The sequence below is a fragment of the Bombella sp. ESL0385 genome (genome assembly GCF_009725755.1).
GTDB classification, from domain to species: domain Bacteria; phylum Pseudomonadota; class Alphaproteobacteria; order Acetobacterales; family Acetobacteraceae; genus Bombella; species Bombella pollinis.
This window is the reverse complement of record NZ_WNIJ01000001.1, coordinates 267,011-280,958: the sequence shown is the minus strand read 5'-3', so window position 1 is coordinate 280,958 and position 13,948 is coordinate 267,011. Positions and strand designations below refer to the sequence as shown.

Sequence of the window (13,948 nt, the reverse complement as noted above, 5' to 3'; positions counted from 1 at the left end):
AAGAGCGATTCATTCGCTCTATCTTGTTCTCCTTTTGTGAGGCCACTCTGAATGCTTAAACCTCTACAGCCCGTTGCGATGAGGCAAAAAGGCTTCCGCGCTATTATATCAACGCTTTTGCTAGCATGCTTTGCGGCCTTTGCGTTTGTTCGCCCTGCTTGTGCTGCCGATGCCTCTAGCAACACTGGGCTAAGTGATGCACAAGCCCGGCAGCTCATTTCTGTCCTAAGCAATGACTCTCAACGGCAGCAATTTTTAACGACCCTGCAAAACCTCGTTAAAGCGCAGCAAAATACAAAACATACCTCCCTGCTCACTATGGCACGGGATAATCTCACAGAGTTTGGGGAGCGTGCCCTCCAGCAACTCCATGTGCTGCATCAAAATATTATTGATTTTGGCGCGATTGGCCCTTGGCTAGGGGCCGTTCTGCATGATGCTGCCTTACAAAAAACAATTGCACATATTGCCCTGCGTGTTCTCATCATGCTGGCCGTAAGCTTTGTGCTGCTTTACAGCGTGCGCCTTGTTCTACGTCCCCTTCGCCGGCGCATTAACCGTATGGCTAAGGAGCATAATAAAAAGGTTTTCCAAAACGCTGCCCGTAAGCTCCGCAAAGCAAATGCTGACGCTGAAGGCCTTGCTCAACACGCCACAGATGAGGCTACCTCCGCAAAAACAACATCATCTCATGATGATGCTGAATCCGTACAAGCCACTTTAGAGGAAAGCCTGCGCCATCAAGGGGCCTTAACACAGCTTATGCTATGCCTACGCCGCGCTCCTTACGCGCTGGCATGGGCAGGGCTAGAGCTCCTCGCGATTGTCATGTTCCCTCTCGTCACTTTGTTGATGGAGGTCCTAGACCCCGCCCCTACCCCCCAAAGCGACCATGCTCTTTGGAGCATTACATGGTTAGTTGGCATTGGATTGGGCCTATGGGTGATTCTCCTACGCATTTTCCTTGCGCCAGAAGCCCCATGGCTGCGGCTCAGCATCCTGCATGATAGGACAGCAAACTTCATCTTCCGCTATCTCCGCCATATTGGTTACATCATTGCGTGGGGGTTTGCGGCATTAGATGTCATCGCGACAATGAGTGTTCCTAGCCCTGTTCTCCACGGATTGCAAAAGCTGCTTATACTGGTCGTCCATTTCCTCTTAGCGGTCATGATTATCCGCTCACGCGGGATTGTGCGCCGTGCTTGCCAACTTGTGGGAGCCAATAACCGCCATTTACAGTCCCTCATGTCTGTCATTGCTAAGGGATGGTGGATTGTCGCGCTCTTCTTTGACGGTGCGCTATGGCTCGTTTGGGCTGCCGATATTGCTGGGGGGTACCAACTCATCCTGCAATTATTCGTGCGGACTATTATCGCGCTAGTCATTGTCCGCGTTGTAAGCATCCTCATCTATGGTGGATTAGAACGCTTCATGCGCGCTTTGAATGACTGGAACCTTAATGGAGAAACCCTAGCACGCATCCGCCGTTATTATCCGGCCGCTACAGCGATTATTCGCATCATTATGGCCGTTATCACCATCTTGGCCCTTGCGATTGCATGGGGGGCCCCTGTTTATCTGCTCATGGGGCAGAACACTCTTGGCCCGCGCATCTTCCAAGCTGCTCTCACCATTCTCGTAGCCTTGATTATCGGTGTGGTTGCTTGGGAAGTGGCCAATGTGACGATCGAGCATCATATCCGCCGCCTTGATGCACAAGAGGGCCGCGATACCAAAATCCGCGTAGCACGGCTGCAAACATTAACGCCGATGTTCCGCATCCTCTTTCTCCTCATCTTGGCTGTTATTATTGGGCTGACGGTTCTCTCCCAATTAGGCATTGATACCGGGCCATTAATTGCCAGTGCGTCTATCTTCGGTGTGGCCTTGGGTTTTGGCTCTCAAAAGCTCGTCCAAGACTTCATTAGCGGGATCTTCTTGCTTTTAGAGAATGCCCTTACCGTTGGTGATGCTGTCACACTTAATGGGACATATGGGGTGATTGAGCGTCTCTCCCTGCGCTCGGTGCATGTACGAGCAAATGATGGGTCCATCAATATCTTCTCCTTTAGCTCACTCAGCCAAGTGACCAACTATAACCGCGACTTCTCCCGCGCTATGATTCTCGCAACTGTGGATATTGAAAGCGATACGGACCAAGTAGCGGCTATTCTGGTCGAAATTGGGAAGGAGATGCGTCATGAGGCCCCTTATAAAGACCTCATCCTCGCTGATTTCGACCTCTGGGGCGTCTCGGCCATCGGCACATCCTCTGTCTCGGTTAAGGGGGTTTATCCCACCACCAATGCAGGCCGTTGGACAGTGGAATGGGAGTTTAACCGCCGTATGAAGAAACGCTTTGAGGAGCATGGCATCCAATATCCCCGCGAGGTCGTGGATATTCAAGGTGCTGCGTTGGAGAGATTTATCACCAATGCTGCCCCTTCTGGGGAGACCCCCCAACCCCCACAACACTAGCCCATAAAAAAGCCCCCTGACCTTACAATCAGGGGGCTTTCTTTTTAACGGACGTTACCGCGTCTTAGCGATTTGTCTCATCATATTTCTGCAAAGCCAACACCGCCCAAATGGCCGCCGGAATCCAGCCCAGAATGGTGATTTGCAGGATAAGGCAAATAATCCCAGCAAAAGGGCGACCAATGGTAAAAAAGGTCAGCCAGGGGATGAAAAAGGCTATCAATGTACGAATCATAATTAGTCCTCCCTATCATAAAGGGCAGTAGCAAAAACAGCGTTCCTCCCTTTTTGGAAGAACACCTTATCATCCTTAAAAAAAATACCAATATTATGAAAGTGTTATTCTCCTTCTCTATGAGGCTGCTAGATTAAATCGCCTCCATATACTCACCAAAGGACCTCTTCTATGATCATCGCTGAAGTTTCCTACCTCGCCTCACCTGAAGACGTACAAGCCCAACGCCCTGCTCATCGCGCCTTCCTTGATACATTATATGACCGCCGCTTATTACTGGCCTCTGGGCCTAAAACCAGCAAGGATGGTGGCATCCTCATCATTCGCGATGGCATTAGCCTAGATGAGATTGAATCCCTCTTAGCGGAGGACCCTTTTGTGACCTCTGGCGTAGGGCAATATCGGTTTATTGAGTTCGCAGCCGCCAAAACAGCCCCAGAGCTAAAAACACTAGCGCAATAAAGGGGCCGTCATGCTCGATACACTCTTAACAAAAGCCCGTAACAGGCCAGCCGTTGTTATTGGGGCAGGGACGATGGGCACGCGCATCGCCCTTATGCTCGCCACACAAGGGGGAGAGGTACGCCTTTTTGACCGCAGCGTGGAAGCCACCCAACGCGGACTTGCTTATATTCAACACACACTTCCACAGGTCATCCCTACCGTAAAAGGGGGGAAAGCCGGGCCTGTACATATCACCACCGCTCTGGACGATGCCTTAAAAGACGCATGGCTTGTGATTGAGGCCCTGCCGGAAAAATTGGACCTTAAAATAGATATTTTTGGCCAATTAGAGCAATACGCCCCCAAAGATGCCCTCCTTACAACGACCTCATCCTCCTTCCCCTCTCGTCACATTATTGGCCATGTGAAGGATACGCACCGCGTCTTTAACACGCATTTTATGATGCCACCGGATAAGCGCGCGGTGGAGATTATGTCCTGCGGGGCCACAGAGCCTAGCCTTATGGAAGGGTTAGCAGCTTACTTCACCCAGCTTGGCCTCTCACCTTATCTCCTAAAGAAAGAGAGCATGGGGTTTATCCAGAACCGCATTTGGGCGGCCATCAAACGCGAAGCTCTCTGCGTTGCGGCTGAAGGCATTACCGAGCCTGAAACGATCGACCGCATTTACCGCGAAACTATAGGAACCGCCCAAGGCCCCTTCCAGCTTATGGACCAAGTGGGATTGGACATCGTTTTACAAATTGAGGAACATTACGCAGCGGTATTCCCTCATCTGCCAGAGGCCCCACGCCAGCTTCTCCGCGAAATGATTGCCGAAAACCGGCTCGGTATCAAAACAGGCCGCGGCTTCTATAGCTATGGTAAAGAAACATCATGACCCATCAGCCCCTTCTCTACACGTTAGAAACCGAACCACCACGCATAATAATTCTCTCCCCCAAAGAAGGGCAGGTGCTCTCCCATATTGACCTCGGTTGGGGCACACCTGATGGCCTCTGGATTGATAAAGCCGAGGGCCGCCTTTATTGGACCAATATGGGCAAGGATTACGCCGCTGCTGATGGCACAATAAGCACCGCCCGGTTAGATGGACGTGACCATAAAACCCTCATAGGCCACGGCCTTGTCGTAACACCCAAGCAGCTTACCTCCGCCCCGCATTGTGAGCATCTTTATTGGTGCGACCGAGAGGGGATGCGCATCATGCGCTGCCGCCGCGATGGTAGCAATTTGGAGGTTCTCCTCCAAAGAGGCACCTTCCCCACAGATATGACAGATTGCACCCTCCATTGCGTTGGAATCGCCCTCGATACACATCATAATTACCTCTATTGGACCCAAAAAGGCCCCCCAAAAGGAGGCAAAGGCAGCATCTTCCGTATGGCATTAGAGCGGCCAGAGGGCATGGACCCCGCTCATCGTACAGATATAGACTGCCTCCTTTCGCATCTGCCTGAACCTATTGACCTGCATCTCTCCTCCGATGGCCACACCTTATGGTGGACAGACCGAGGCGGCCCCCCGAATGGCAGCAGCTTGAATGTTGCCCATGTAGATAAGCAGGGCCTACACGACCATCGCATCATCGCCCGAGACCTAGGAGACGCCATCGGCCTCGCTATTGATGAAGCAAAAGGATGCGCTTTTGTCAGTAATTTAGAGGGTGCGCTTTACGAGATTAACCTCACCACAGCAGAGGCACGCCTCCTCACCCAACAAGGCCCCATGACGGGTCTCCATCTCTTAACGCCATAAGACGCACCCTTCCCTCAAAGGAGGATATTCATGAAGCTTTATATTCCTTTATCATTAACTGCTCATATGGTCATATCTTTATCTTGACAGAATAAAGCGACCAGCTAAAAACTCATCTCACACGCGCTATGATTGGTGTGCGTGTCCCTCTTTCCTTGTGGTGGAAACGTCTGTAATACAGTACCCATCCACTCCTAAATGTTGAAAGGTATGCCCATGTCCCGGTCCTTTTCTCTCCCCCGGCGTCGTTTTCTTAGCCTTTCAACAGGGCTAGCGGGGGCTGCGACTCTTGGCCTTCTCGGTTCTGCCGCAGCTCATGCGGAGGAGCGCACGCTCAAAATCGGTATCATGTCCGGTGAGGATGAAGATATTTGGCGCGTTGTGAGCCAAAATGCGGCACAGCGTGGCTTGAGCCTTAAAATCATCACCTTCTCCGATTATAACACCCCTAATGAAGCCCTCTCCGAGCATGAGGTGGATGCAAATGCCTTCCAGCACAAGCCGTTCCTTGATGCGCAAAAGAAGGCCCATGGGTATGACATCGTCCCTGTAGGGGATACTTACTTCCAGCCGATTGGCCTGTACTCCCATAAATGGCACAGCCCTGCGGACATCCCTAAGGGGGCCCGCATTGGCATCCCTAATGACCCCAGCAATGAGGGCCGTGCCCTGCATGTGTTAGAGACACTTGGCCTCATTAAGCTTCCCAGCAATACGGGGCTTTTCCCCACTGTGCTAGATATTGCCGAAAACCCGCGTGACCTCTCTATTGAGGAACTTGATGCTGGTGTTGTTGGCCGCTCCCTGCCGGATTTAGACGCCGCGGTTGTGAATATGGACTGGGCGCGTAAGGCTGGCATCCCGCAGACAGAGCGCATTGGGGTAGAAGGCTTGGCCAACAACCCTTATGTCAATTTCATCTCTGTGAATGGGAATGACGCTAATGCACCATGGGTTAAGCCCTTGGTGGAGAGCTATCATCAACCTAATGTCCGTCAGGTGATTTTGGACCTCTATCACGGTACGGTCACCCCTGCGTGGTCATGAGGCCTATCCTTGACATCCAGCATGTAACCCATGCTTTTGGCCACCATACCGCCCTGCATGATATTTCCTTCTCTATCAAGCAAGGAGAGGTTGTTGGGCTGATTGGTCGCTCCGGGGCGGGGAAATCCACCCTTTTGCGCTGCCTCTGCGCGTTAGAGCGACCACAGCAAGGCCATATCTTGCTCGATGGGGTGGACCTCACCACCCAAACCGAGCGGCAACTTGTCCGCGCGCGGCGCAAGATTGGCTTGGTCTTTCAGCATTTTAATTTGCTTACCTCGCGCACGGTGGCGGGTAATATTGCCCTCCCCCTCCAAATCGCGGGCCGCCCCCGTAAGGACCATGCCAAACGCATCGCCGAATTATTGGCCCTTGTCGGGTTGGAAGGCTTTGAGGATAAATACCCCTCCCAACTTTCTGGCGGGCAAAAGCAGCGTGTCGGCATTGCGCGTGCCCTCGCCGCAGAGCCAACATTGCTCCTTTGTGATGAGGCGACCTCCGCCCTAGACCCGGAATCCACAAACTCCATATTGGCCCTCTTGGCCGACATTAACCGCACACTTGGCCTGACGATTATCCTCATCACACATGAGATGGAGGTTGTCCGCCGCTTTGCCCAGCGGATTCTCGTCCTTGACCATGGCCGCCTCGTGGAAGATGGCTCCTTGCTCGACATCCTGCGCGATGGGCAGGAGAACCAAACCTTACATAAATTGCTAGCCGATATTCGCCCTTCTCTCCCGGCCTTCATTGCTGAGAACCTCAGCCCCAGCCCCCTAGCTGAGCCACATAAAACCATCATCCGGCTGGTTTTGAGTGGGGATAGTGCTACAACCCCGCTCTTTAGTATGCTTTACGCACACTATGCCGTTAAAGCGACCTTACTCCAAGGTGGGGTTACGACCATTAGCCAACGCCTTAGCGGCGATATAATCCTCAGCTTAGAGGGAGAACATATAGAGCAAGCCTTGGCCTTCCTCAAAACAGCGACACAAAGCATGGAGGTTTTGGGCTATGTCCCCTCTCATCCTTAAGCTGATTCTCCAATCCACAGAACAAACGCTGGAGATGGTCCTCGCCTCCACAGCGATTTCCGTCTTATTGGGGCTGCCTCTTGCTCTATTTATGATTGCTACAGGTCCGCGCGGGCTTTATCGCCTCCCTTTTGCAGCGCGTCTTATTGGTATGATTGTTGATGCTGTACGGGCTGTCCCTTTCATCATTTTGCTCGTCCTGCTCATCCCTGTTACCCGCTTTGTTGCAGGGACCTCCTTAGGGACCGAGGCCGCCATTGTCCCACTCTCCATTGCGGGGATTCCTTACTTCGCCCGTATTGCAGAGATGGCATTGCGGGAGGTTGATTCCGGCTTGATAGACGCCGTACGCGCTATGGGCGGGACACGTCTAACCATCATCCGCTCGGTCTTGATTGCAGAGGCCATGCCGAGCCTCGTCACCGGGGTGACGGTGACGCTCATCTCCATGGTGGGGGCCTCTGCTATGGCAGGTGTGATTGGGGCCGGTGGGCTAGGCGACTTGGCCATTCGCTACGGGTATCAACGTTTCAACACCACTGTGATGTTCGGTGTGGTGGTGGTCCTCATCATCATGGTCAGCGTGATGCAGATTCTCGGTAATGCACTCGCTCGTTGGTTAAAGCACTAACAAACAGCGCGCCTCCACTCCCATTTAAAAAGCCCGCCTCCATAATGGGGACGGGCTTTTCTACACTGTACCTTAACGCCACACCCTCTCAGGCAACATTGAGAGCTTGCTCAACATCCACCAGCAGGTCATCAACATGCTCCACACCGATGGAGAGACGCACGGTGGACGATGTCACCCCGATGCGCTCGCGCACCTCTTTCGGCACGCCAGAATGGGTCATGGTAGCGGGATGGCTCGCTAAAGATTCTGTTCCGCCAAGACTGACAGCCAGCTTCATAATCTTCAACGCATTGAGGAAGCGGAAGGCCGCAGCCTCACCGCCCTCAATATCAAACGAGAAAGTTGATCCCGCACCGCTGCATTGGCGGGCATAAAGCTGCCCCTCAGCTGAGGAAGCCTCATAAAAAGGCGGGAAGTGCACCTTCTGCACCTTAGGATGATGGTTTAAGAATGTCGCCACACGCTCCGCATTCTTCGTGGCCCGCTCCATCCGCAAGCTCAATGTCTCCAAAGAACGGCCAAGCATCCAGCAGCTATGCGGGTCCAAATGCGTCCCAATCGCCCCGCGTAATTGACGCAGCGGGCGGGTCATCGCCTCACTACCCAGCACAGCCCCTGCCACAAGGTCGGAATGACCACCCACATATTTTGTCAGAGAATAGAGCGACAAATCTGCCCCATGCTTCAACGGATGCTGATAAAGCGGGCCGAGGAGCGTATTATCACACGCAATGACAGGCCGCTTTCCCTGCTTCGCCTCAATCTCTTCTGCAATGTGACGAATCAGCTTTAAATCCACCAGACCATTTGTTGGATTCGCAGGCGTCTCGACCAGAATCATCGCTACATGGCCCTCTGCCATGGCTTGCTCTGCCGCCTTCCGCATTAAGCCAGCATCAACACCATTGCTGCCTAACCCTACGGACTTCATCCCTAGAGAGGCCATAGTTTTGGTCAATAAAGTTTCCGTCCCACCATAAAGCGGCTGGGAGTGGAGAATCACCTCCCCCGGACGCACATACGCCAATAAGGTGGTCGCAATCGCGGACATGCCAGAGGAAAATAATACGCCCCTCTCTGCCTCCTCATAAACCGCCAAGCGGTCCTCTACAATCTCGCTATTGGGATGGTTAAAGCGGGAATAAACCAACCCCTGCCCTTTGCCCTCCGGTGGCTCTTTACGACCAGAGACGTAATCAAAAAAATCGCGCCCATCTTCCGCCGTGGGGAACACAAAGGTGGAGGTTAAAAATACCGGCGGCTTTACCGCCCCTTCTGAAAGAGCCGGGTCATACCCGTAATTCAGCATCTCCGTCTCAGGATGCAGCTTATGGTTGCCGATATGGGTTTTTTTATGATCTGACGCCATTGCGCTCTTCCTTCAGCGGGCTTTCACTAGCAGGATATATAGCTTGCTTTATATCCTACCTATCACGCTGAGTGATACCATATTCTCCAAAGAAAAACACCCTCACTCCCAATCGAGTAAGGGTGTTCCAGCAAGAACCATTCAGCGGTCAGAACGATGACCCGGCACCATACGCTCTACAATATGGTCCTTCTTAATAAACCGATGATACAACGCCGCCAGCACATGCAATGCAATAAACCCAGCAAATATCCACCCAAGCCACTGATGCAGCCCTGGCATCATCTCTGCAAGGGAGCCACTATCCATCACACTCTGCGGCAGGGGAATTAATGGCCAAGCCACAAGACCAAACAATACAAGCGGCATCGCCATGGCAGAGACCATCAACCAACCTGTTGCAGGTAGGAGAATCTGAAAAAGATACAAAAACCCCTCAACGCTGCCCGCCATTACACGTTGAATACCAGACATACCTTGCGGAAGTGGTGGGGCTTTATGCGTCAACCGCCATATAATCCGCACTGCAATTAGCAGCATCGTTATAATACCAACCGATTTATGCAGCTGATGTAACGCAACTGGATCACTCACAGAGGCATGATCCATATATAAACCAAGGGCTATCAAAAAAAAGATTAGCAGGGCAATCACCCAATGCAAAAGCATTGCCACACCGTCATAACGTGCCGGTTGCTCGCCCTGTAATTCCACCTTCGCCGACATGGCTTTCTCCATAGGTTGTATATAAAAAAGCGGCCTTTTCCTGAAAAGATCAGGAATAAGGCCGGCATCGTTATAAACAATTTTTACTTACTTGCTAGCGTTATCCACTTGCTGGAAAAGCTGCTCAAAACGGTCTTTCGCCTTGCCATACATCGGGGCTTTACGCGCTTGGGCCTCGTTATTAGCATTATCCACCACAACAAGCCCAACCATGCCAAAAGAATAATGCGGTAGGCATTTATAACCATACACGCCCGGTGTCGTGAACTTAATTGTCCGCTCTTGGCTAAAGGGCACGCTAAAGGACTGCGCTCCCTCAGGGATCATCCCCGGGATGGACTGCACATTATGCCCTCTATCGGTAGGGATAAAACGCACGCTATCACCAGAATGAATACGTACAACCCCCGGCTCGAAAGCATAAGCACCATCGCTGCCATGGGTCAGCATTTTAACATCGACTGTCGCCGCTGTGGCGGACAGGGCTGTTGCCATAAACAGGGCCAAAGCCCCACCTGCAAACTTAAACATACTATCCTCCACTTCTTAACAAACCGCCGGGGAAAGACCCCGGCGGAATGCTTTATCTACTCTTTCTTTGACAGAGAGAGCAAAGCTTAACGCTGAAGGTCAAAACGGTCCAGGTTCATCACCTTTGTCCATGCCTTCACAAAGTCGTTATAGAACTTCGCTTTAGCATCGTCAGAGGCATAAACCTCAGCCGCAGCGCGCAGCTCTGGGTTCGCACCGAAGACCAAGTCCACATCCGTGGCTGTCCACAGTTTCTGCCCTGTTGCGCGGTCAAAGCCCTCATAGAGGTCTTCCTGACCAGCAACCTTTTGCCAGCGTGTATCCATCGTCAACACGTTGGTGAAGAAGTCTTGCGTCAAGACACCGGGGGTCTTTGTCAGCACACCATTGGCGGAATGACCAGAGTTGATGTCCAGAGTACGCAGACCACCAAGCAGGACTGTCATCTCAGGGATGGTCAGACCCAGCGTGTCAGCCTTATCTACCATTGCGTTAAGCGGCGGTGTGTTATCGGCATCTGCACGATAGTAGTTACGGAAGGCATCAGCTGTCGGCTCCAACAGGTTGAAGGAGTTAACATCTGTCTGCTCTTGCGTTGCATCACCACGACCCGGTGCGAACGGCACCTGAATCTTCACGCCAGCTTTTTGAGCTGCATCCTCGATACCAACGCTACCGCCGAGAACGATGACGTCAGCCAGAGCAACCTTGCGAACGCTGTGAGCGTTAAACTTATCACGCACCTGCTCCAGCTTCGGCAGAACAGCCTTCAGCTCCTCAGGATCATTCACAGCCCAGCCATTTTGCGGCATCAGAGCCAGACGGCCACCGTTAGCACCACCACGGTGATCGGTCACGCGATGAGAAGACGCAGCCGCCCATGCTGTCTTGATCAGCTCACGGTCAGACAGACCTGTTGCCGCAATCAGCTTACGCAGCTCACGGACATCAGCCTGATTGATCGGCTTAGCCGGCATATTGATGGGATCCTGCCAGACGAAGGTCTCTTTCGGAACTTCGCTACCGAAGTAACGGCTCTTCGGCCCCATGTCACGCACAACCAGCTTGAACCATGCACGAGCAAAAGCATCAGCGAATTCATTCGGATGCTCAGCCCAACGGGCAAGAATCTTGTGGTAAACCGGATCCGTCTTCAGCGCGATGTCCGTTGTGAACATCATGATCGGACGCATCTTGGAAGGATCGTTCGGGTTGGCCGGGTCTGGAGCGATCTTGTCGTCCGTCTTGGTGTGCCACTGATGCGCACCAGTCGGGCTTGTCCCCAACACCCAGTCATTGTTCAACAAGTTGTCAATATACTGTGTGGTGAAGTGGATCGGATCAGCAGACCAAGAGCCTTCCAGACCACTGGTGGAGGCATCATCAGCGGTCTGTGTGCCCTTAATGCAATGGTCAGCCCAGCCAAGACCCTGATGCTCCACACCGTTAGCAACCGGCGGGCCGCTCAAGCAGGAGTTCGGATGCGCACCATGTGCCTTACCAAAGGTATGACCACCAGCGATAAGAGCCACAGTCTCTTCGTCATTCATCGCCATACGACCGAAGGCCAGACGAATCATCGCAGCGGACTTCACAGGGTCAGGATCGCCGTTCGGCCCCTCTGGGTTCACATAGATAAGGCCCATGTGCGTAGCAGCCAGCGGGTGCTTCAGAGTACCGTTCTGCCCAACCTGGAAGGAGCTCTTATTGGGGAAGAATGTGGTGCCCGGACCCCAATAAATCAGCTCGGACTGCCAGTCATCAGGACGACCACCAACAAAGCCGAGGGTCTTAAAGCCCATCTGGTTCAGCGCGACATCACCTGTCAGGACGATAAGGTCACCCCAGGAGAGCTTCTCGCCATATTTCTTCTTAACAGGCCACAGCAGACGCTTTGCTTTATCCAAGCTAGCGTTATCGGGCCAGTCATTCAACTGAGCAAAACGCTGTTGTGCGCCTTCCTCACCACCACGACCATCAATAGCGCGGTATGTACCAGCATTATGCCATGCCATACGGATGAAGAACGGCCCGTAATTGCCGTAGTCCGCCGGCCACCAAGGCTGGGACGTCAGCATAACCTTCTCGATATCCTTACGGACTTCTTGAAGATTCAGCTGCTCGAACTTCTTGTGGTAGCTCGTATAATAGTCTGCACCATATGGGTCAGACTCTGAATCATGGGCACGCAGCTTGGCCAGATTCATGCCCTTCGGCCAGTAATACTGGTTCGGAGAGGGCACATCAGCGGCCATAGCAACCGATGCGAAAGAGGTCAGTGTCGTGCTGGCAATCAGCAGAGCTGCCCCAAATTGTTTCAATTTCATCCTGATAATTTCCCTATTCGTGGATGAGGACTCGTTAGAGTGCGTAACAGTGGCAAGCTAGACGCTGCACGGCGTATGCCTCGCTGTCACACATCGCAGAGTTATATTATCGGGATGCAGGAAGGCAAGTAAATCGTTATTTTTAATAACTCTTATAAACCAATTCTTTCCGGGCCTGGTTTCCCTTCTAAGAGAAAGTAAAATTTTTTACAAGACAAAACAGCACAAAAAAACTCCGATAACCTAACAGTCGGAGAAAATTGCCCTCTTAATAGAGGATTTGCATTGCACTATAAGCTCAAAATACCACCAAGTAAGACATCTTGTTGCAATAAACTCGCAACACCTCTTAAATAAAGCACTCTAAACTGTGATGGTGTGAACTTTAAGAATCATACCTCATCAAAGAGCGATCATCTCTTCGAGAGAGTTGGTGCCCAGAAGAAGACTCGAACTTCCACGTCCTTGCGGACACAGGCACCTGAAGCCTGCGCGTCTACCAATTCCGCCATCTGGGCATACTCTTTTGGGAGTATGGTGAACCGGCTGGGACTCGAACCCAGGACCATTCGATTAAAAGTCGAATGCTCTACCAACTGAGCTACCGGTTCACTTGAGGAGGCTATCTACCCGCTCCCCTAAGGAGCGTCAACCCCACATAGCGGAGAAACCCGCCATGATGATGATTTTCTTCCCCCTCTCTACGCCTCTCGCGCTCTTTAAGAGGGAAGAAAACCTTTTACAAAGCCAGTATCTTACTTCTCGACATAAGCCTTAATGATGTGGTCCGGATTCTGCACCATGCCAGAGGCACCAGCCCCACGTTTGACCTTATCGACAGCCTCCATCCCCTCAATGACCTGACCAACAATCGTATATTGGCCATCCAAAGACGGAACGCGATCAAACATGATGAAGAACTGGCTGTTAGCGGAGTTCGGGTCCATAGTACGGGCCATGCCCACTGTCCCACGGTCAAACACGGCCGTTTGGCTAAACTCTGCTGGCAGGTCGGGATAGCTGCTACCGCCTGTCCCCGTCCCTGTGGGGTCGCCTGTCTGCGCCATGAAGCCTTCAATCACACGGTGGAACTTCACACCATTATAAAAGCCCTCCTTCGCCAAGGTCTCCAAACGCTCCACCGCTTTAGGGGCGAGGTCTGGACGCAGCGCGATGACAACCTTGCCGTCCTTTAATTCCAAAACCAATTTATGCCCGCTTGTTGTCTCTGTCATGGTTGTACCCTCTCCTAAATTATCACTATCAGCCTGCTCACTAGCCCAAGCTTGTGCCAAGCTTCCGCCAGTCGCGCATAAGGCTGTTAAAGCGGTGACGAAATGC

General features: G+C 52.3%; 13 protein-coding genes and 2 tRNA genes. 7 read left to right on the top strand and 8 right to left on the bottom strand.

Annotation, left to right across the window (positions count from 1 at the left end):
- Positions 1–51 precede the first annotated feature (51 nt).
- Positions 52–2,481, top strand: coding sequence for a mechanosensitive ion channel family protein (locus tag GM557_RS01295; RefSeq protein ID WP_155572643.1), 2,430 nt, complete (start codon positions 52–54; stop codon positions 2,479–2,481).
- Between the two features lie 64 nt (positions 2,482–2,545).
- Here GM557_RS01295 and GM557_RS01290 read toward each other — a convergent pair whose 3' ends face one another.
- Positions 2,546–2,713 (bottom strand): YqaE/Pmp3 family membrane protein, encoded by a 168-nt coding sequence (locus GM557_RS01290; protein ID WP_099026690.1) that lies wholly within the window; start codon positions 2,711–2,713, stop codon positions 2,546–2,548.
- A gap of 174 nt (positions 2,714–2,887) precedes the next feature.
- Between GM557_RS01290 and GM557_RS01285 the strand changes: the two genes are divergently transcribed.
- The 6 genes from GM557_RS01285 to GM557_RS01260 all read left to right on the top strand — a co-directional run bounded on the left by GM557_RS01285 (position 2,888) and on the right by GM557_RS01260 (position 7,651).
- Positions 2,888–3,178 (top strand): YciI family protein, encoded by a 291-nt coding sequence (locus GM557_RS01285; protein ID WP_155572641.1) that lies wholly within the window; start codon positions 2,888–2,890, stop codon positions 3,176–3,178.
- A gap of 10 nt (positions 3,179–3,188) precedes the next feature.
- Positions 3,189–4,061: a 3-hydroxyacyl-CoA dehydrogenase family protein gene (locus GM557_RS01280; RefSeq protein ID WP_099026465.1), complete on the top strand. Its 873-nt coding sequence runs from the start codon at positions 3,189–3,191 to the stop codon at positions 4,059–4,061.
- Positions 4,058–4,939: a YncE family protein gene (locus GM557_RS01275; RefSeq protein WP_155572640.1), complete on the top strand. Its 882-nt coding sequence runs from the start codon at positions 4,058–4,060 to the stop codon at positions 4,937–4,939. The genes GM557_RS01280 and GM557_RS01275 overlap by 4 nt, the downstream gene beginning before the upstream one ends.
- Before the next feature lie 216 nt (positions 4,940–5,155).
- Complete coding sequence (locus tag GM557_RS01270) at positions 5,156–5,986, top strand: MetQ/NlpA family ABC transporter substrate-binding protein (protein WP_155572639.1); 831 nt, start codon at positions 5,156–5,158, stop codon at positions 5,984–5,986.
- On the top strand, positions 5,983–7,020 hold the full coding sequence (locus tag GM557_RS01265; protein WP_155572638.1) for a methionine ABC transporter ATP-binding protein: 1,038 nt from the start codon (positions 5,983–5,985) through the stop codon (positions 7,018–7,020). The genes GM557_RS01270 and GM557_RS01265 overlap by 4 nt, the downstream gene beginning before the upstream one ends.
- Positions 7,001–7,651, top strand: a complete 651-nt coding sequence (locus GM557_RS01260) for a methionine ABC transporter permease (RefSeq protein WP_099026469.1) — start codon at positions 7,001–7,003, stop codon at positions 7,649–7,651. The genes GM557_RS01265 and GM557_RS01260 overlap by 20 nt, the downstream gene beginning before the upstream one ends.
- Before the next feature lie 88 nt (positions 7,652–7,739).
- Here the strand turns inward: GM557_RS01260 and GM557_RS01255 are convergent, their stop codons facing one another.
- The 7 genes from GM557_RS01255 to GM557_RS01225 all read right to left on the bottom strand — a co-directional run bounded on the left by GM557_RS01255 (position 7,740) and on the right by GM557_RS01225 (position 13,842).
- The gene (locus tag GM557_RS01255; protein WP_155572637.1) at positions 7,740–9,023 is read right to left on the bottom strand and encodes a cystathionine gamma-synthase family protein; all 1,284 of its coding nucleotides are present in this window, start codon (positions 9,021–9,023) and stop codon (positions 7,740–7,742) included.
- A gap of 141 nt (positions 9,024–9,164) precedes the next feature.
- The gene (locus GM557_RS01250) at positions 9,165–9,749 is read right to left on the bottom strand and encodes a cytochrome b (protein WP_196424563.1); all 585 of its coding nucleotides are present in this window, start codon (positions 9,747–9,749) and stop codon (positions 9,165–9,167) included.
- An 87-nt stretch (positions 9,750–9,836) separates the two neighbouring features.
- Positions 9,837–10,280, bottom strand: coding sequence for a pseudoazurin (locus GM557_RS01245; RefSeq protein ID WP_155572635.1), 444 nt, complete (start codon positions 10,278–10,280; stop codon positions 9,837–9,839).
- A gap of 86 nt (positions 10,281–10,366) precedes the next feature.
- Positions 10,367–12,607 (bottom strand): catalase/peroxidase HPI, encoded by a 2,241-nt coding sequence (katG, locus tag GM557_RS01240; RefSeq protein ID WP_155572634.1) that lies wholly within the window; start codon positions 12,605–12,607, stop codon positions 10,367–10,369.
- Between the two features lie 431 nt (positions 12,608–13,038).
- Positions 13,039–13,125: transfer RNA gene (locus tag GM557_RS01235), tRNA-Leu, on the bottom strand.
- A gap of 17 nt (positions 13,126–13,142) precedes the next feature.
- Positions 13,143–13,218, bottom strand: a tRNA-Lys gene (locus GM557_RS01230).
- A 144-nt stretch (positions 13,219–13,362) separates the two neighbouring features.
- Entirely contained in the window at positions 13,363–13,842 is a 480-nt protein-coding gene (locus GM557_RS01225) for a peptidylprolyl isomerase (protein WP_155573434.1), read from the bottom strand.
- Positions 13,843–13,948: the final 106 nt, after the last annotated feature.

Bases quoted from the DNA above. Each gene is read 5' to 3' on its own strand.
- katG (WP_155572634.1), bottom strand. From the start codon at position 12,607: ATGAAATTGAAACAATTTGGGGCAGCTCTGCTGATTGCCAGCACGACA.
- GM557_RS01245 (WP_155572635.1), bottom strand. From the start codon at position 10,280: ATGTTTAAGTTTGCAGGTGGGGCTTTGGCCCTGTTTATGGCAACAGCC.
- GM557_RS01275 (WP_155572640.1), top strand. From the start codon at position 4,058: ATGACCCATCAGCCCCTTCTCTACACGTTAGAAACCGAACCACCACGC.
- GM557_RS01255 (WP_155572637.1), bottom strand. From the start codon at position 9,023: ATGGCGTCAGATCATAAAAAAACCCATATCGGCAACCATAAGCTGCAT.
- GM557_RS01225 (WP_155573434.1), bottom strand. From the start codon at position 13,842: ATGACAGAGACAACAAGCGGGCATAAATTGGTTTTGGAATTAAAGGAC.
- GM557_RS01260 (WP_099026469.1), top strand. From the start codon at position 7,001: ATGTCCCCTCTCATCCTTAAGCTGATTCTCCAATCCACAGAACAAACG.
- GM557_RS01285 (WP_155572641.1), top strand. From the start codon at position 2,888: ATGATCATCGCTGAAGTTTCCTACCTCGCCTCACCTGAAGACGTACAA.
- GM557_RS01265 (WP_155572638.1), top strand. From the start codon at position 5,983: ATGAGGCCTATCCTTGACATCCAGCATGTAACCCATGCTTTTGGCCAC.
- GM557_RS01280 (WP_099026465.1), top strand. From the start codon at position 3,189: ATGCTCGATACACTCTTAACAAAAGCCCGTAACAGGCCAGCCGTTGTT.
- GM557_RS01270 (WP_155572639.1), top strand. From the start codon at position 5,156: ATGTCCCGGTCCTTTTCTCTCCCCCGGCGTCGTTTTCTTAGCCTTTCA.
- GM557_RS01250 (WP_196424563.1), bottom strand. From the start codon at position 9,749: ATGTCGGCGAAGGTGGAATTACAGGGCGAGCAACCGGCACGTTATGAC.
- GM557_RS01295 (WP_155572643.1), top strand. From the start codon at position 52: ATGCTTAAACCTCTACAGCCCGTTGCGATGAGGCAAAAAGGCTTCCGC.